Consider the following 16,848-nt stretch of genomic DNA (forward strand, 5'->3'; position numbering starts at 1 on the left):
ACAGGCCCTTTTAGATTTATTTTGTTCCCGGTGCTGGGTGGTCGACACCTTTGACATGATGTGTATGGCCATTATCTTCACTCGTATGGAAATCGTAATAATGAACATGCATTCCGTTTCCAACCGGTATCGCTGGACCTGAGTAGGCACGGTAATGATGGGTATGCCCATCTTCAAATAATACATATCCCTCCGTATAATGAATATGCCCTCCGTCCTGAGTTGGAATCGGCGGCGAAGTTACATCCAGGCACTGGTGTACATGCCCGGCACTCATCCCGGTATAATCAACAGAACCATGGTTATGATGTGGGACAAACCCCGCTGTAAAATCATCCTTTCCTATTTTCGACAATTCCTCCACCCCCAAAAATAGTCCTTTTTTCATTCCATCTATATGCACCAAAATTTAAATTTATAAATGACCATTCCCAGATTTTCAACATATTGGCTATACATAAGTCGAATTATCATACGCAAACTATCAGAGTAAGAATTATTTCTTCAAGAAAGAAGGGAAATGGAATGACTGTAGGTACACAAGTAAAGCAGACTTTGGCAGGTTTAAAGTCGGCTCAGGCTAGTTTTGAAACCTTTGCTTTGCAGACTCAAAACCAAAGTGCTAAGCAAATTTATCAGCAGGCAGCCCAGCAAACGCAGACCATTATTGACAGTGTAGAACCGCGCCTTCAGGAAATTGTGACCGAAGAACCGCAATACAATCAGTAAAAGAGCGGTTGGCGATTTCGCCAACCCCATTTTGTGTTTTAACTAGGAGGAGCGATTTATGACAGTTGCATCAAATGTTAAACAATGTCTTGCCTCTCTAAAAGGGATTGAATCGCAGCTATCATCCTTGGCTTTAAATTCTTTGGATCAAAGCGCGAAAGAAGCATTTCATGAATCAATGTTTACGATAGGAAAAATAAAAAAAGATCTTCAATATCGTGTTTTAGAACTTGAAAGACTAGAACCGCAATATAGGGGCTCATGATTTGGGGTGAACTAAAGTGAACGGATTTGTTGAAATTATCCTCCGCTCTTTTCTTTTTATTGGACTCTTATTCCTAACCACAAAATTGGTTGGAAAGAAGCAAATATCCCAGCTTACCTTTTTTGAATATGTTTCTGGAATCACCATTGGAAGTATCGCGGGCGAAGCCATTACGGGGCTGGAAAAGAATTATTTGCACGGGGCCGCGGCCATTATTTTATTTGGAATTGTGGCAATTTTAGTGGACTACTTATCCTTAAAGAGTAAATATTTTCGTGATTTTGCGGAAGGCAAAGGAACAGTAATTATTAAAGATGGAAAAATACTTGAGGATAATTTGAAAAAGGAAAGGTTTACCATCGATGAGATTTCCACTCTTCTTCGAGAAAAAAATATTTTTAAAGTGGCAGATGTGGAGTTTGCAATCCTAGAGCCTCGTGGAAAATTAACAGCTCTATTAAAAAGGGAAAATCGGCCATTAACCCCTAAAGATTTACAAATGAAAATGGCAAATGAGAAGGAACCAAATACGATTATTATGGATGGCAATATCATCGAAGAAGGTTTGCGTGCCTCGGGAAAAAACAGAGCCTGGTTGTACACAGAATTAGAAAAGCTTGAAGTTACCCTTGACAATGTTTTTCTCGGGCAAATCGATTCCTTTGGAGAGATAACGGTTGATCTTTATGATGATAAACTTAAAGTACCAGCCCCAACTCAGAGGCCTCTTTTAATGGCCAGTCTAAAAAAGGCTCAGGCGGATTTGGAAATTTTCTCATTATCAACAGATTGCGAAAAATCTAAAGACATGTATAAGGAAAATGCAGCTTTAATGCAAGGATTAATAGACAAACTCGAGCCATACTTAAATGGATAACGAAAAAGAGGCTGTCTCTATAGCCTCTTTTTTAAATGCTAAGCACTTTCCTTGCTGGCACTGAGCGGTGCCTTTTTATGAGTTGCATAGCTGTGGAGAACCATACCACCCATTACAAGCAGCATTCCCAGCCAAGAAACGGCATTTGGCAAAGGGGTATTTAGGAGCCATACTTCCCCAATTAGAGCAAATAAAACCTCCATTGCCTGTGTTGCTTCTATAGCGGCTAGCTTTTGCATATTTCCTCTTACCAAATCAGTAGCCTGAAAAAACAGGATGGTTGCTATTACCCCGGAGGAAATAGCCACTAACCCGGATTGAAATGTTTGCTCTATACTTGGTGGTCCCACAGTAACTAGGCCATATATGGACAGAATCAGCCAAAAAGGCATGCTTGCCAAAGTCATTCCAAGAACACGCTGGAAAACATCAAGTCTTCCACCGCAAATATCCATCATTTTACGATTTCCAAGCGGGTAAGCAAACGAAGCAATTACAACAGGCATTACTCCTAATACGATGGCCGTCACTGAAAGGGTATCGGCCTGCTCAAGCTGCATTAAAACGATTCCCAACAGAATGATTAATGACATTGCCAGCCCTTTAAAGGGAATTTTCCCTCTCACTATAATAGGGCCGTTAATGGTCATAACCTTTTCATAAAAAAGCGGAGCTAAAAGAGAGCCTGAAATAATGGTTATTTGCCAGGTTGCAGCAATTAGCCAACCCGGGGCATAGGAAGCAGAAAAACAAAGCGGTGCATAAAACAAACCGAAACCAATACTACTCCACAAAATCCATCTTCCTGATGACGTTTTCAGCTCTTTCAAGAGCGGCTTAAAATTTTTCCTCCCCATTACAATAAGCAATAGAAATGGAATCATAAAGAAATATCTTAGTGATGCACTCCAAACCCAGCTTCCGCCAGCAAGGTCCATTGCCCTGTTTAAAATAAATGTAAATGCAAAAAAGAAAGCGGCAAAGATGCCTAAAATGATAGGACGCATTGTATTCCCCTTTAACTCTTGTCAGCTTTGAATAGTTCAATACTCTAAAGTATAACAGATGTCTGAATAATTTGTTAATACTGAATTTCCCTTAAAATAAAATACATATTCTAAAAATGTTGGAAATAAATTTAAAATTGGCATTCAAATAACGAAACCTCTGTGCCTCCTATTCGTACATAAGAATGGCAAATATTATAAGTAGAGAGAGGTTGACACAATGTTTGGAAAAGTGGCTTCAGATTTGTTGGGATTAAGTGATGTAGGGTCGGTGATTAAGCCTTCCGATTATGATAAAGTGGATGCCGATGATTACGTGATGCATGAGGATAATGAAAAGATTTATTTCTTAATTAAATCAAAATCTGATGAGTATTGCTTTACAAACAACGCTCTCATCCATCTTGATGGTACTAGTGCTACAAGCAAAAAGCGGATGCTTCATCGGTACAGCTATGCCACAAATAAAATATCAGGTGTTATGTTGGAAACTGCCGGTACAGTCGACCTAGACGTAGAAATCAAATTCAAAATCGGCTCTCAGCCTTTCTCCATTGACATTCATAAAAAGCATATCGAGGAAGTGAAAGATTTATACAAGGCACTTATTAAAATTTCCGAGATTACCCATGAAAATGAAATTTCCCTTCAGTTTGCCAAGCAAAGTCTCGATGTCGCTTCCACAACATTAGGGCGCGTCTCCACTCCTGACAGCAATTTGGTTGTTCAATTTAAAATGTTGAATCAGGCAGCATTCCAGTGGCTCGAGGAAAGTAAAAAACAATATTGTGTCAAAGATTTTGGCTTTGTTTTTGAAAAATATATAAACAATTAAAAATACAAAATAGAGGCCGTCTCATAAAGGGAACTAAACTCCCATAGTATTGAGACGGCCTATTTTTTTAAAAACATTAATGCGGGCTAGGCCGATGAAACAACCCCATTACTTCTATCGTTTCTGTAATATTCACAAAAGCTGTCGGATCGACTTCAGAAATAAGAGATTTTACCTCGTTTAACTCATATCTTGAAATGACCGAGATTAAAATCTTTCGGCTGCCATTTGTATATCCTCCAACCCCATCCATAATAGTGAGTCCACGGTATAAGTTGGCCACCAAATGATTTCTCATTTCTTCGCCCTTTTCTGTTATTATCATTAAAGTTAATTTGACATGGTCCGTATAAATAGCGTCAACTACTTTTCCTGTAACAAAAATCGAAACCAACGTATTGAGGGCCGCATCCCAATTGAATAAAAATCCGCTAATTACAATGACAACCGCGTTCATTCCGGAGAGGAGCACTCCGATTGGGAAGTCTTTCTTTCGGGAAACAATCATTCCGATGATATCAAATCCACCCGTTGAACCCGAGCTTCGAAATACGATTCCAACCCCTAGGCCGGTCAAAGCTCCGCCAAATATTGATGAGAGGATGGTATCTTTCGCGACAGGAAATACTGGCACTAAATAAAGTCCTAAAGAAATAACGAACACTGAAAAGATTGAATTAAAGATAAATCTTTTTCCCAGCATTTTATAGCCAATGATTAAAAGGGGAAGGTTCAACAAAAGATTAGCCACTCCTGTGTTTATGGGGGTAATCATTCCTATTATCATCGAAATACCGCTCATCCCGCTACTTAAAACCTCGTGAGGGATGAGGAAAAGATTGAATGCAGCTACAATTATAAAAGAGCCGATAATAATTCCAACCATCTGCATGAATATTTCTCCTGTCTTTCCACTATTTATTTAAAAAAATGATAACGATTCATAGCTAGGATGTAAACTAATTAATATATTTAAAAAACAATTAATTATCTGGAAATAGCACCCGAAAATTAAGTTGAATAATTATAAAAGCATATTACATTAATATTCATCTTACAAAAACCCCTAATCCCTCGTTTCCAATATATAATATTGACAAATTTATTAAAACGTATATACTCTAGTAATATATCATTCTTAATATTAAATCCTCATCAAAACCGATGAGGTAGAGGTCGCGGTTTTTATTAGTAAAATGGACGAAACGCAGAGATGTTTTTGACTCCGTTTGAAAGGAAAAGCTGCCGAAGTGTGTTTTTCTCTCTGGAGAAACATGCTGGGGCTGTCTCCGAACAGGAACAGAACTGTCACGTATAGACTTACCAGCTTTACGTGTTGAGCTATCTTTCGGAAGGTATGATGCGGGGTATATACAAATGCCGTCGAATCTGCTTCGAGGGCATTTTTTATTCCAAACTCCTTCCAATAAAAAAATTTAAAGGAGTCATAAACATGCAAACAGCGCAGGTAAGAAAAGACGAAATATACACTAGGCCCACGGGTCCAAAAAATGATAAAAATGAATTAAGACGGAGCTTAAAGTCCCGCCATCTTACAATGATTTCTCTTGGCGGAACTATCGGGACCGGATTATTTCTTGCCAGCGGCGGTGCTATCCATAGCGCGGGACCTGGCGGAGCGATTCTTTCATATCTTGTTATTGGCATTATGGTTTATTTCTTAATGCAAAGTTTAGCTGAAATGGGTGCCTACATGCCGGTAGCAGGAAGCTTTAGTACCTATGCTACGAAATTCGTGGATCCATCCCTTGGTTTTGCCCTAGGCTGGAACTATTGGTACAACTGGGCCATTACGATTGCAGCAGAACTTTCTGCAGTAACAATGATTATGAAATTTTGGTTTCCAGATTCTCCTTCACTATTGTGGAGCAGCATCTTTTTAGTTATCATGTTCTTGTTAAATTATCTTTCTGTTAAGGGATTTGGCGAGGCGGAATATTGGTTCTCATTAATTAAAGTTGTAACTGTTGTGATCTTTATCATTGCTGGTACGTTAATGATTTTTGGAATTATGGGAAATGAAGCAATTGGCTTTAAAAACTTTACAGTTGGAGATGCACCATTCCATGGCGGATTCATGGCCATGCTTGGAATCTTTATGGCAGCTGGATTTTCCTTCCAAGGAACTGAACTTTTAGGTGTTGCAGCAGGTGAAACAGATAACCCAGAAAAATCAATCCCACGTGCAGTAAAGCAAGTTTTTTGGCGAATTCTTTTATTCTATGTGTTAGCTATTCTTGTTATCGGTCTTATTATTCCTTATACAAATGAAAACCTTGCTAATGGAGATGTTGCTGTAAGTCCATTTACGCTTGTTTTCCAAAAAGCCGGAATCGCATTTGCTGCTTCTGTCATGAATGCAGTCATTTTAACAGCTGTTTTATCAGCAGGTAATTCAGGAATGTATGCATCGACTCGGATGCTTTGGGATTTGGCACGTCAAGGAAAAGCACCAAAATTTCTTGGTAAATTGAACAAAAATGGTGTGCCAGTTAATGCTTTAATTGTAACAGCATTAGTCGGAACACTTGCTTTTCTGGCATCCCTTTTTGGCGATGGTACAGTTTATGTATGGCTTTTAAATGCTTCAGGTATGTCCGGCTTTATCGCGTGGTTAGGAATTGCGATTTGTCATTATCGCTTCCGCAGAGCTTATGTGGCACAAGGCAAAGACTTAAACTTATTGCCATATAAATCAAAGTTGTTCCCATTTGGCCCAATCTTTGCTTTTGTTGTTTGCGCCATTGTCGTAATTGGGCAAAACTATTCAGCATTTATGGGCGCCCATATTGATTGGAACGGTGTATTAGTATCCTATATCGGTCTGCCATTATTCCTTATCCTTTGGTTAGGCTATAAATTCACAAAGAAAACAAAGGTAATTCCTTTGGAGAAGTGTGATTTAAATAATTAAAATAAAAATGGCTCCCAAGGAGCCATTTTTTTATAATTTAATGGTAACTTCTGTCCCATCTTTTAATTTCGTTTCCACTAACAACAGGCCTTTATGCTTGGTCAGACCATCCAATAAAGGCTTTAAATCGCTTTTTTCTATTTGTGGAAGGACGAACTTTTCCCCGCCTTTTTCAATCGATTTATTGATAAAGCCAATAAATCGTCTTGACGTTATTACCGAACTTAGAAGATTTAAGACAACATAAGGAACGGGTACATTGAAGTTTCTCTGTTTTATCTTTAAGCCCACTTTTAACATGCTTATTCAATCGCCACAAACACTTTATCGCCATTTGCGGAAGTAACATCCACAATTTGGCCATCTAGTTCGTTTTCAATCGCTTCTATTAACAAATCTACATTGATATCTTTCACATACTTTTCCGCTTGCGGAATTCTTTCGGCAATGCTGGTGCCCACCTTCAACACTGCTTTCACAAGATTAATGGGAAGATTGACATTAACATTATCACCTTCATGGGAATTAACACGGATTTTAAGCATTTTGCTGCCATATGATGAGGCTTCTTTCTTTAATTCAACAGTTGGTTCCTTCCCTTGAAGGACGTTAATCAGTTCAGTCGCTTTTTCTTTATCAAGCTTGCCTTCCTCGACCAAAGTTAACACTCTAGTGATTTCATCTTTCATTTACATATCCCCCTCTTTTAATAAGGCAATAGCCTCTTCGGCAGTGATTTCCCCTTTTTCCAGCATGGATACGACCTTCTTCTTATCAACCTCCGCCTTTCGGTTTGCCGAGTAGCCCATGGCCGAAATGATGTCGTCTAATTTTCCTCTTACTGTTGGATAAGAAATTCCAAGTTCTTTTTCGACTTCTTTAATACTTCCGCGGCACTTCAGGAAAATTTCAATAAAATGAAGCTGTTCCTGTCCAAGTGAGGCAAGCTTTGATAATTCGAATTCATTTTCCACCGTCGTGTGGCAATGTTTACACTGCAGTTTGGTAATGTTTAATTGTTTGTTGCAAACAGGACAATTGGTAATTAACGGGTAAGCCATTTTATTCCCCTTTCCTTTATTATCCATATCATACATTACTTTCATAAAAATTTAAAGTATAAATTAATATTTTTAATTTAATTTATTTAAAAAATTAAATTTGTTAAAACTAATATTAAAAAATACATTAGATTCAATACAACAAAAAAACACCTCCTGAACAACCAAACAGTTTTGTTAATATGTGGTATACTTAATTAGATAACAGAAGGAGTGTTTAATTTGAAAAACACCAATAATCGATACCAAAATGGACAAATGGTGAACATTAAAACAACCGGAGAGACAGTTACGATTTTAAAGTGGCAATATATAAAAAATATGAAGCGATATTCCTATATCGTCAAAGAACAGCCGAGTTTATTTTATTTCGAGGAAGAATTAGAAGAACTTTAGATACAGACAAAATGAGAAGACCAACCACTCGGTTGGTCTTCTCATTTTGTTAATTAAATTAAAAATCTGCATTTCCTGGGGTTCTTGGGAATGGAATCACGTCTCTGATATTGGTCATTCCGGTAAGGTACATGATCAGTCGTTCGAAACCAAGGCCATAGCCGGAATGCTTGGTGCCGCCGTATTTTCTTAATTCCAAGTACCACCAATAGTCTTCTTCGTTCATGCCAAGTTCTTTGATTTTCGCAGCAAGAACCTCTTCACGTTCTTCACGCTGGCTGCCGCCAATCAATTCCCCGATTCCCGGTACAAGAAGGTCAGTCGCTGCCACCGTTTTGTCGTCTTCATTTAAGCGCATATAAAAGGCTTTGATTTCTTTTGGATAGTCTGTGACAAACACCGGCTTTTGGTATACCTTTTCGCATAAATAGCGCTCATGTTCAGTTTGCAGGTCAAGGCCCCATTCAACTGGATAAGCAAAATTCTCACCTGATTTTTTCAAAAGTTCTATAGCCTCTGTGTAAGTGACTCGGCCAAAGTCGGCTGTATATGCATTGTTTAAGCGATCCAATAATCCCTTCTCCACAAAACTGTTAAAGAAGTCCATTTCCTCCGGAGCTTGTTCTAACACATATCCGATTACATATTTCACCATTTCTTCAGCTAGATCCATAATATCCGGAAGCTCCGCAAACGCCACTTCAGGTTCAATCATCCAGAATTCAGCCGCATGTCTTGCCGTGTTGGAATTTTCCGCTCTAAATGTTGGACCAAATGTATAGACATTGCGGAATGCAAGAGCAAAGGACTCGGCAGAAAGCTGGCCGCTTACTGTTAAATTAGTTTCTTTTCCAAAGAAATCCTTTGTATCGTCTGTTTTGCCCTCTTCATTTTTCGGCAGGTTATTTAAATCCAGCGAGGTTACTCTAAACATTTCACCCGCACCTTCAGTATCACTCCCTGTTATAATCGGCGAGTGAACATAAACGAAGCCTTTTTCGTTAAAAAATTTATGCATGGCATACGCAGCTATTGATCTCACACGAAAAACAGCTGAGAAAGTATTGGTTCTTGGTCTTAAATGAGCAATCGTTCTTAAATATTCAAATGTGTGTCTTTTCTTCTGCAGCGGATAATCTACGTTTGAAGTCCCTTCAATCGCAATAACTGTTGCTTTGATTTCAAACGGCTGCTTCGCCTGAGGGGTATGGATAAATTCTCCCTCTACTTTAATAGATGAACTAATTGGCAGCTTGGCAATATCCTTATAGTTCTCTAGCTTGTCATCGAATACAATCTGAACACTCTTAAAAAAGCTTCCATCATTTAATTCAATAAATCCAAAGGTTTTAGAATCACGAATCGTCCGGATCCAGCCAGATAATTCAACTTTTTTGTCAATGAAGCTTTCAGTATTTCTGTACAAATCTTTAATTAAGACCTGTTTCACTTGAATTTCCTCCTAATTTATATGTATAAGTTATTGAACAACCAGAGGCAGGAGTGACCATTTAAATAAAAAACCTCCCATCCCAAGTTGGGAAGAAAGGTAATTTCCCCTGTTGTTACCGTTAGTGTTTATCCCTTCCATATTATATTAAAAACCTCACAAATAAGCAATATTCAACAAAATCGATAATTAAGCCTTCGTTTTTGTTAAGTTAGCCTAATCCATGACAGGATTTTCAATAATTTTCTGAAAAAATAGCAGGAAAATAAAAATCGAGGTCGAATTAGTAAACAAATGTTCGATTCTTGATTGGTTAGGAGTGTTGGTTATGGACAAAATCACTTGTATTGCCTATCTTCTTTACAATTCATCTAAGAATCAAGACATCCGTGAGAAAGCTATTCAATTATTAAATGGGGATGTATCAATCCGCGATTTAAAAAGAAATGTTTCCATACAAGCCCATTTAGTTCTAGCAGAATCCACATTAAAGAAAAATAATCTAGACAAAAATCTTGTCCAGCAGTTCGCCGAGGAGTTCCTGAGCGTTGAAGTATAAAAAGCTTCCAAACCGGAGGCTTTTTATCCAATAAGTTTTTCATAACAAAAAATAACTCTTCCGTTTTCCCAGCCAACCGTGTTATAATATTTAAACCCTAATAATTCCCAAAAATGTCTTGCTTTTGCATTTTCTTTTATAACACCAATTCGGACTCTGTCCAAACCCCGCTTGTCCATCTCATTTTCAATGTGTGCATAAGCTTGTGCACCAAAACCATATCCTTGATAGTCAGCATGAATCATCAGCAGTCCAAGCCAAGGAAAATGATCGTTGGGATTTTCCAACACGTAATCCATAACACCAATATAAGTATCATCAAGTTTGATAAAAACACTGATCGTTTTAGGGTTTAAAAATTCCTTTTCCAAATCGGCAAGCTCCCTTGCCGCCAAGTCATTTTCCAAAACATTGTATTCGGGATTCGAATTCACAATCTCAAGCGCAATATAGAGTGTTTCTTTCCTAATCTCTTCAAATTGTATCGACATCGTTTTTCTCCTTTTTTATTCATACTTAGGATATTTTATCAAATAATCAGTTATTAACATTTTAAAATTATGTCATAAAAATCAGTTCTTCGAATAAGCTTAAACCGTTGTGAAAAATTAGATTTTCTACTCAAATATTTTTGTAAAGAAAGGTGATTTAATATGGTACAAATCGAGGTAAATATTTCTTTCGAAGGAAGAAACTATTGGACAAATGTCATTGCCGACCAAAATACATCTGATGAAGAAATACTCCGCCTTGCTTTTGAACAGGTTCAAAAGCAATGGAAAAATAAAGTTTGAAAAGGCAGCAAATTCGCTGCCTTTTTGTTTTTTAGCCATTTATTTCATATGTGTTTTTTGGAACATCAACCATAAGGGGACTTATTCCATCTGTTGCAAATAAATGCAATTCGTGCATCGCCCTGGTACAGACTGTATAGAATAACTTCCGGTCGCTTTCTTTTTGATATTGGGAACTATCATAAAGGATGACTGCATCAAATTCAATTCCTTTTGATAGATATGAGGGAATCACCGACACCCCGCTTTCATAGGAAGTTGTTCCTTTTTCAATAAAATGAAGGGGAACATCTTCTTTTAAAGCATCATTTACCCGTTTGCTTTCCTCGCCAGTTCTGCAAATAACCGCAATCGTTCGATGCCTTGTTTGAAGTTCTTTAATTTTCTCCAAAACCTGTTTATTGAGCAAATTACTTTCAACTACATTCAGCGAAGGCTTGATACCGCTCCGGTTAAAAGGCTCAATTTTGTCGCCATTCTCAATAAACTCCCTTGTGAATTCAACAATCTCCTTAGTCGAACGATATGTTTTCGTTAAAACAAATGTTTCAACCTCTCCCTCTTCTGACTGGAAATCAGCGAAAACTGATTGCATTCCCGTCGCCCCTGAGAAAATAGCTTGGTTAAAGTCTCCAAGTAAGGTCACCTTACTGTAAGGAAACAACATTTTTATAAAAGCGAACTGAAAAGGAGTGTAATCCTGGGCCTCGTCAATAAATATATGACGAATGGAGGAATTTGACTTTCTCCCCTCAATTAAATCCTGCAAGTACACATATGGCGTGGCATCTTCATAAGGAATTACCATACTGCTTAATTGTGCCTTTGTTTGAGAGCAGATTGTATCCCACATTAACGGCAGTTCCTCAGGATTATTTTCCTTGTTAAATAACCCAAGATAAATTAACGGCAGATTGATAAATTTTAGATTTTTAACGGCCGCAAATATTGGCTTGAATTTTTCTTTCACAACCATTTCTGCTAACAGCTTCTGTTCCTGTTCGAAATCATCAAAGGAATTCTCCATAAACCGTTTCTTTTCCTGGAGTTTTTTATAAACCTCTAAATAATCCTCTTTCTCCAAATATTGAATCTCTTCCTCAACCCAGCTTCGGGACTGTTCCCGTTTGACCCATTTCTTTAATTCTTTTTTAAGCCACCCCATGAGAAGCTGCATCCTGTTTGGAATTGAAAAATTGGTATTTAAGGTATAAAAATAATCGTGAATTTCTTTTTTCGAGATTAAAACATTTCCTCTAAAGCTTATATCCTTAAAAATTAAACCTTGATTTGATAACCTCGCTGCATATTCATCTATTAATCGCTTAAACTCGAGACTAGCCTTAAAGCGAATACCATTCAACCTTGATTGATAATGTTCATTATCCTTTGCACTCAGCAGGTATTCAATCTGGTTAAAAGGATCCTCAACGTCAAATTCCCGTCCTAATCTTTGATTTAAGTATTCCTGGAAGGTAGATTGCTGCATATTCTCTTCTCCCAGCTCAGGCAATACTGTTGCGACATAGCTGTTGAATAAAGGATTTGGAGAAAACAACAAAATATTTTCCGATTTCAACGTACCACGATATCGATACAAAAGATAAGCCACCCGCTGCATCGCCGCTGAGGTCTTGCCGCTCCCTGCCACACCTTGGACAATCAGCAATTTGCTTCGTTCATTGCGGATAATCGCATTTTGCTCGCGCTGAATCGTTGCGACAATGCTTTTCATTTGTGTACTGGCATTGTTCCCCAGAACCTCCTGCAGCATTTCATCACCAATGGTGACACCTGTATCGAACATTCCTTTAATTTCCGAAAACCGGATGATAAATTGTCTTTTTAACTCCATTTCACCGTAGATGGTCCCTTCTGGGGTTTGATAATGTGCCGGGCCGGGTGAATAATCATAATAAAGACTTGAAATAGGGGCACGCCAGTCATAAATTAAGAAGTTTTCATCCTGCTCATCCATTAATGAAGCAATTCCCAAATATACTTGATCGGTCGACTTTTCACCATCCTCCCAAAAATCGATACGACCAAAGTAAGGAGAAAATTTTAATTTATCCAAGGTTTTGAGGGTTCTGTCCAGCTGACTGTGTGTCCGTTCCCGTTCTGAGAGAAGTTCTGCCTGCTGTTTAATACTAGCCGCTGTTTCGATGACGTCATCCGGTTCATCCAGATTAACTGTAACATCCTCCCAAAAAGTCTTGCGGATTTCCAGAACATCAGAGCTAACCCTGCCGGTATTTTTTTGTAATTTGGCTATCTTTTTATCCACTTCATGCACTACCGAATTAACTCTTTCCTGCTCCAATTCCCAGTCATTATCTTGTAAAGCCTTCATTCAACCACTCCCCAAATAAATTTTGGCTGCATTAGTTGACAACAGCGAACGAATGTGGTAATGTTATAATAGGATATTTTTAATCCTAATTACAATTAGATTTTCTTGCCAAAATCCATTTTAACATGTATTTTTGTCTATTTTCAAGTATATTTTTTTAAAACGCCGCTTTGGCGTTTTTTTCATTTTATGACGCTCTTTTCCTCAATATCAAACTCCATTTAAATCCCTTTGTAGTATTTGAAAAATCCTATAAATAATTTATAAAAAAACAATTGACAATCAGCATGACCTAATCATATAATTTATCTTGAATTAAGTTATTTCAAAATCAAGATAAATTATTTCAAACTAAAAAGGGAGAGATTTTAACATGACTAAAACTAAATGGGCATTAGACCCTGCACACAGCAGTGTAGACTTTTCTGTTCGTCACATGATGATTGCAAACGTAAAAGGAACATTCAACAGCTTCAGTGCCAATATCGAAGCAGATCCTGCAGATTTAACAACCGCAAACATCGAGTTCTCGGTTGAAACTTCAAGTGTGGATACACGCAACCAAGATCGTGATGGCCACTTAGTTTCTGCGGATTTCTTCGATGCTGCCAATTATCCTGCTATGACTTTCAAAGCAACAAATATTGAAAAAACTGATGATGGCGAGTACAATGTAACCGGCGATTTAACGCTTCGTGGCGTGACAAAACAAGAAACTTTCGCTGTTTCCTTTGAAGGTCAAGGCAAAGATCCTTGGGGAAATGAAAAAGTTGGTTTCAGTGCAGCAGGCACTTTAAACCGCTCTGATTATGGTTTGGTTTGGAATGCGGCACTTGAAACTGGCGGGGTGCTTGTTGGCGATAAAGTAAAAATCAATCTGCAAATTCAAGCAGCAAAAGCTGAATAATCTAGCCGCAAAAAAAGCTCTCCTGGTATTGGGAGAGCTTTTTTTACCTGTTTATTATCATCATTCCATATCAAAAAGCGGCGACAAATCTTCGCGAATAAAATCCATATAAAAATAATCATTACTGGCTGCATCATATAAATAATCTTGTTTCCACATTTCTATATTGGCAACAATCTCCTGCATTGCCGCAACAAACGTTAGAATTTCTTCATTAGACATAATCGGATGCAATGAAAATCGCACCCAGCCAGGCTTTGTTGATAAATTTCCTTGGTCTATTTTGTCCGTTATTTGCTGTGAGGATTTTTTGTCAATATTAAACAAGTAATGCCCATATGTTCCTGCACAGGAACAGCCGCCGCGAACCTGAACCCCAAAACGGTCATTTAGGAGGCGGACAATTAAATTATAATGAACATTTTCGACGTAAAAGGAAACGATTCCTAACCGGTCTTTCACATGACCTTCTAAAATATGGAGCCCAGGGATTTCCTCTAACCGCGGCAGCAGCAGCTGCAGCATTTCTTTCTCTCTCTTTAAAATATTTTCAATCCCCATCTGTTCTTTTAGATTTATGCATAAAGCCGTTCGAATACCTTGAAGAATTCCGGGCGTACCTCCATCCTCCTTTGTTTCAATGTCATCATAATAGTGATGTTCTCCCCATGGGTTAGTCCATGTAACTGTCCCTCCGCCAGGATGGTCGGGAATCCTGTTCTTATATAACCTTGAATCAAATATTATCACACCGCTTGTTCCCGGCCCTCCTAAAAACTTATGTGGCGAGAAAAAAACAGCATCTAATTTTTCCATTGGATCAGTTGGATGCATGTTAATAAAGACATAAGGGGCAGATGCGGCAAAATCAACAAAACATAGGCCGCCATGTTCGTGCATGATTTTGGCTAATTGATGAAACGGCGTTTGAATACCCGTTACATTGGAGCAGGCTGAAAACGAACCAATTTTTAACGGACGGTCTTCATATCGCTTTAGAAGCTGTTCTAAATGGGAAATATCAACATTTCCATTTCTGTCAGGCTGTATCATGACAACATCCGCAATTGTTTCAAGCCAAGACGTTTGATTCGAATGATGCTCCATATGGGTTAGAAAAATAATCGGCCTCTCTTTTTCAGGCAGGTTTAAGCGTTTTTTCCACTGTTCATGTATTCGCAGCCCCAGCATTCTTTGAAATTTATTAATCACAGAGGTCATCCCAAAACCGTCTAAGAGAACCACATCATATTTATCAGCACGGACATGCTCCTTGATGATTTTCTTTGCTTGTTTATACATCCCTGTCATCATTAAACTAGTTATGTTTGATTCTGTATGGGTATTGGCCATATAAGGACCAAAAACTTCTGTAATTTTCTCCTCAATTTTCCGGTAAAGACGTCCACTTGCTGTCCAGTCACCATAAATAATCTTCTTTTTGCCATATGGAGAGTCAAATTCATGATCAATTCCAATTACGTGGTCACGGAAGCTTTGAAAATAGGTTTCGAGGTTATCAGGAATGCGAAAGGTTTTGCTGCCAATTTTACCGGTAATCATGTCAATTCCACCTCAACACAAAGTCTTGATAACCAGTATATGCGAGAAGCTTTTTCATGGGTCTTGGTTTCGTTCTATATTAAAAGCAGCCTATTTTGGCTGCTCAGGCTGTCTAATAACTATCGATAAATTTTTATCTTATTCACGATTTTTAACAACTTCGTTATTTCAACAAGTCTGTTGATTGGCGCTCTATGCACTTCGCTTTCCGCGGGCGTGCCGGGAAGCCTCCTCGTCGCTAAAGCTCCTGCGGGGTCTCCCCTGTCCCGTACTCCCGCAGGAGTCTTCGTGCCTTCCGCGCCAATCAACAGGTGTATTCAATACAGACCTTCAACTCACAATGCAAATAAAAATAAAAGGTGAATAAATTATTAAAACCAAATGGGTCTAGTTATGTTATTGCATATGAACAAACTCCTTTCTACAACTTGCCAAAATTTATTAAAGATTAAAGTACAAATTTCAAAGTTAGAAATAGTTTGTTGCAATACTTTAGGTTAATTGCCTCCCTGTTGATTGGAGCGGAGGGCACTCGACTCCTGCGGGAAAAAGAGGTCACTGGAGACCCCACAGGCGCTATCAGCGCCGAGGAGGCTTCAGGACCTCCCCGCGGAAAGCGAGTGCCCGGAGCGGAAATCAACAGGCCCATTAGCAGGGACAATCGAAAATATAGGTGTTAGAACATAAAAAATTGCCGAGAAAAATACCCTTTCTCGACAATCTGAACAGCCTGTATTTGCTACTTTGTTTATTGTTAATAAGTAGTGACCTTTGTGGATTCCTTCCGATTGACTTCGTCAATTTTTTGGGTAAACATTTGAAAGACACGTTTTTTCTCCTCTAGGTCACGTATGTATTCTTTTAGTTGATTATAGCTTTCTTCAAACGGCTTATGATACATTTCACGGATTTTATCAATTAACTCCTCGTTTACTGTGGATTGAATCACTTGCTTGGTTATTCCGTATTTATAGGTATAGACTTTTAATTCCTGAGATACTTCCTCATATTCCTTTTCAATTTCTTCTAGCACCACTAAAATATCTTGCTTCCACTCTTCCAATGATTTCTGCAGATAGGACTTGACCATTGTCTCTTCCATAAACACACCTTCTCT

20 protein-coding genes and 1 riboswitch are annotated in these 16,848 nt (G+C 38.3%); of the genes, 9 read left to right on the plus strand and 11 right to left on the minus strand.

Annotated elements, in window-relative coordinates:
• Positions 1-16: 16 nt before the first annotated feature.
• Positions 17-355: a YmaF family protein gene (locus ACFPA1_RS12890; RefSeq protein ID WP_213145331.1), complete on the minus strand. Its 339-nt coding sequence runs from the start codon at positions 353-355 to the stop codon at positions 17-19.
• Positions 356-525: 170 nt separating this feature from the next.
• On the opposite strand from ACFPA1_RS12890, the gene ACFPA1_RS12895 reads away from it, so the two are divergent.
• From ACFPA1_RS12895 to ACFPA1_RS12905, 3 genes are read left to right on the plus strand one after another with little or no spacing between them, the layout of a single operon-like run.
• Complete coding sequence (locus ACFPA1_RS12895) at positions 526-729, plus strand: DUF1657 domain-containing protein (protein WP_213145237.1); 204 nt, start codon at positions 526-528, stop codon at positions 727-729.
• A gap of 58 nt (positions 730-787) precedes the next feature.
• Complete coding sequence (locus tag ACFPA1_RS12900; protein ID WP_213145236.1) at positions 788-994, plus strand: DUF1657 domain-containing protein; 207 nt, start codon at positions 788-790, stop codon at positions 992-994.
• Between the two features lie 16 nt (positions 995-1,010).
• Positions 1,011-1,871: a DUF421 domain-containing protein gene (locus tag ACFPA1_RS12905; RefSeq protein WP_213145235.1), complete on the plus strand. Its 861-nt coding sequence runs from the start codon at positions 1,011-1,013 to the stop codon at positions 1,869-1,871.
• Positions 1,872-1,909: 38 nt separating this feature from the next.
• On the opposite strand, the gene ACFPA1_RS12910 is transcribed toward ACFPA1_RS12905, so the two are convergent.
• A complete protein-coding gene (locus ACFPA1_RS12910) occupies positions 1,910-2,878 on the minus strand; it encodes a multidrug resistance efflux transporter family protein (protein WP_378583513.1) in 969 nt (322 codons plus the stop codon).
• 220 nt (positions 2,879-3,098) lie between these two features.
• On the opposite strand from ACFPA1_RS12910, the gene ACFPA1_RS12915 reads away from it, so the two are divergent.
• On the plus strand, positions 3,099-3,713 hold the full coding sequence (locus ACFPA1_RS12915; protein ID WP_213145233.1) for a PH domain-containing protein: 615 nt from the start codon (positions 3,099-3,101) through the stop codon (positions 3,711-3,713).
• 76 nt (positions 3,714-3,789) lie between these two features.
• Here the strand turns inward: ACFPA1_RS12915 and ACFPA1_RS12920 are convergent, their stop codons facing one another.
• Positions 3,790-4,605 carry a YitT family protein gene (locus ACFPA1_RS12920; protein ID WP_213145232.1) on the minus strand — a complete coding sequence of 272 codons (816 nt, stop codon included), beginning with the start codon at positions 4,603-4,605 and terminating at the stop codon, positions 3,790-3,792.
• Positions 4,606-4,875: 270 nt separating this feature from the next.
• Positions 4,876-5,065: riboswitch (Lysine riboswitch) on the plus strand.
• Between the two features lie 101 nt (positions 5,066-5,166).
• Here ACFPA1_RS12920 and ACFPA1_RS12925 point away from each other — a divergent pair.
• On the plus strand, positions 5,167-6,648 hold the full coding sequence (locus ACFPA1_RS12925) for an amino acid permease (protein ID WP_378583517.1): 1,482 nt from the start codon (positions 5,167-5,169) through the stop codon (positions 6,646-6,648).
• A gap of 30 nt (positions 6,649-6,678) precedes the next feature.
• Here ACFPA1_RS12925 and ACFPA1_RS12930 read toward each other — a convergent pair whose 3' ends face one another.
• Genes ACFPA1_RS12930 through ACFPA1_RS12940 form a run of 3 tightly spaced genes read right to left on the minus strand, consistent with a single transcriptional unit; the run spans position 6,679 to position 7,709 of the window.
• Positions 6,679-6,948 carry a hypothetical protein gene (locus tag ACFPA1_RS12930; RefSeq protein ID WP_213145230.1) on the minus strand — a complete coding sequence of 90 codons (270 nt, stop codon included), beginning with the start codon at positions 6,946-6,948 and terminating at the stop codon, positions 6,679-6,681.
• 2 nt (positions 6,949-6,950) lie between these two features.
• Positions 6,951-7,337, minus strand: a complete 387-nt coding sequence (locus ACFPA1_RS12935; protein WP_378583519.1) for an SHOCT-like domain-containing protein — start codon at positions 7,335-7,337, stop codon at positions 6,951-6,953.
• Positions 7,338-7,709: a DUF2089 domain-containing protein gene (locus ACFPA1_RS12940; protein WP_378583522.1), complete on the minus strand. Its 372-nt coding sequence runs from the start codon at positions 7,707-7,709 to the stop codon at positions 7,338-7,340.
• Positions 7,710-7,931: 222 nt separating this feature from the next.
• Between ACFPA1_RS12940 and ACFPA1_RS12945 the strand changes: the two genes are divergently transcribed.
• Positions 7,932-8,105, plus strand: a complete 174-nt coding sequence (locus ACFPA1_RS12945; protein WP_213145338.1) for a hypothetical protein — start codon at positions 7,932-7,934, stop codon at positions 8,103-8,105.
• Between the two features lie 58 nt (positions 8,106-8,163).
• Here ACFPA1_RS12945 and asnS read toward each other — a convergent pair whose 3' ends face one another.
• Positions 8,164-9,555: an asparagine--tRNA ligase gene (asnS, locus tag ACFPA1_RS12950; protein ID WP_378583524.1), complete on the minus strand. Its 1,392-nt coding sequence runs from the start codon at positions 9,553-9,555 to the stop codon at positions 8,164-8,166.
• A 328-nt stretch (positions 9,556-9,883) separates the two neighbouring features.
• Between asnS and ACFPA1_RS12955 the strand changes: the two genes are divergently transcribed.
• Positions 9,884-10,114, plus strand: coding sequence for a hypothetical protein (locus tag ACFPA1_RS12955; protein ID WP_213120591.1), 231 nt, complete (start codon positions 9,884-9,886; stop codon positions 10,112-10,114).
• A gap of 23 nt (positions 10,115-10,137) precedes the next feature.
• Here ACFPA1_RS12955 and ACFPA1_RS12960 read toward each other — a convergent pair whose 3' ends face one another.
• Positions 10,138-10,605 carry a GNAT family N-acetyltransferase gene (locus tag ACFPA1_RS12960; protein WP_378583528.1) on the minus strand — a complete coding sequence of 156 codons (468 nt, stop codon included), beginning with the start codon at positions 10,603-10,605 and terminating at the stop codon, positions 10,138-10,140.
• Between the two features lie 162 nt (positions 10,606-10,767).
• Here ACFPA1_RS12960 and ACFPA1_RS12965 point away from each other — a divergent pair, with 162 nt between their 5' ends.
• Positions 10,768-10,908, plus strand: a complete 141-nt coding sequence (locus ACFPA1_RS12965) for a BA3454 family stress response protein (RefSeq protein ID WP_378583530.1) — start codon at positions 10,768-10,770, stop codon at positions 10,906-10,908.
• Between the two features lie 31 nt (positions 10,909-10,939).
• Here ACFPA1_RS12965 and helD read toward each other — a convergent pair whose 3' ends face one another.
• On the minus strand, positions 10,940-13,261 hold the full coding sequence (helD, locus tag ACFPA1_RS12970) for an RNA polymerase recycling motor HelD (RefSeq protein ID WP_378583533.1): 2,322 nt from the start codon (positions 13,259-13,261) through the stop codon (positions 10,940-10,942).
• A 373-nt stretch (positions 13,262-13,634) separates the two neighbouring features.
• Between helD and ACFPA1_RS12975 the strand changes: the two genes are divergently transcribed.
• Positions 13,635-14,168 carry a YceI family protein gene (locus tag ACFPA1_RS12975; RefSeq protein WP_213120587.1) on the plus strand — a complete coding sequence of 178 codons (534 nt, stop codon included), beginning with the start codon at positions 13,635-13,637 and terminating at the stop codon, positions 14,166-14,168.
• Between the two features lie 60 nt (positions 14,169-14,228).
• Here the strand turns inward: ACFPA1_RS12975 and ACFPA1_RS12980 are convergent, their stop codons facing one another.
• Both ACFPA1_RS12980 and ACFPA1_RS12985 read right to left on the minus strand, forming a co-directional pair.
• Positions 14,229-15,731 carry an aminotransferase class V-fold PLP-dependent enzyme gene (locus ACFPA1_RS12980; protein ID WP_378583536.1) on the minus strand — a complete coding sequence of 501 codons (1,503 nt, stop codon included), beginning with the start codon at positions 15,729-15,731 and terminating at the stop codon, positions 14,229-14,231.
• A gap of 754 nt (positions 15,732-16,485) precedes the next feature.
• Positions 16,486-16,833 (minus strand): hypothetical protein, encoded by a 348-nt coding sequence (locus tag ACFPA1_RS12985; RefSeq protein WP_213120585.1) that lies wholly within the window; start codon positions 16,831-16,833, stop codon positions 16,486-16,488.
• Positions 16,834-16,848 lie beyond the last annotated feature (15 nt).

The organism is Neobacillus sp. GCM10023253, assembly GCF_042653105.1.
Taxonomy (GTDB): domain Bacteria; phylum Bacillota; class Bacilli; order Bacillales; family Cytobacillaceae; genus Neobacillus; species Neobacillus citreus.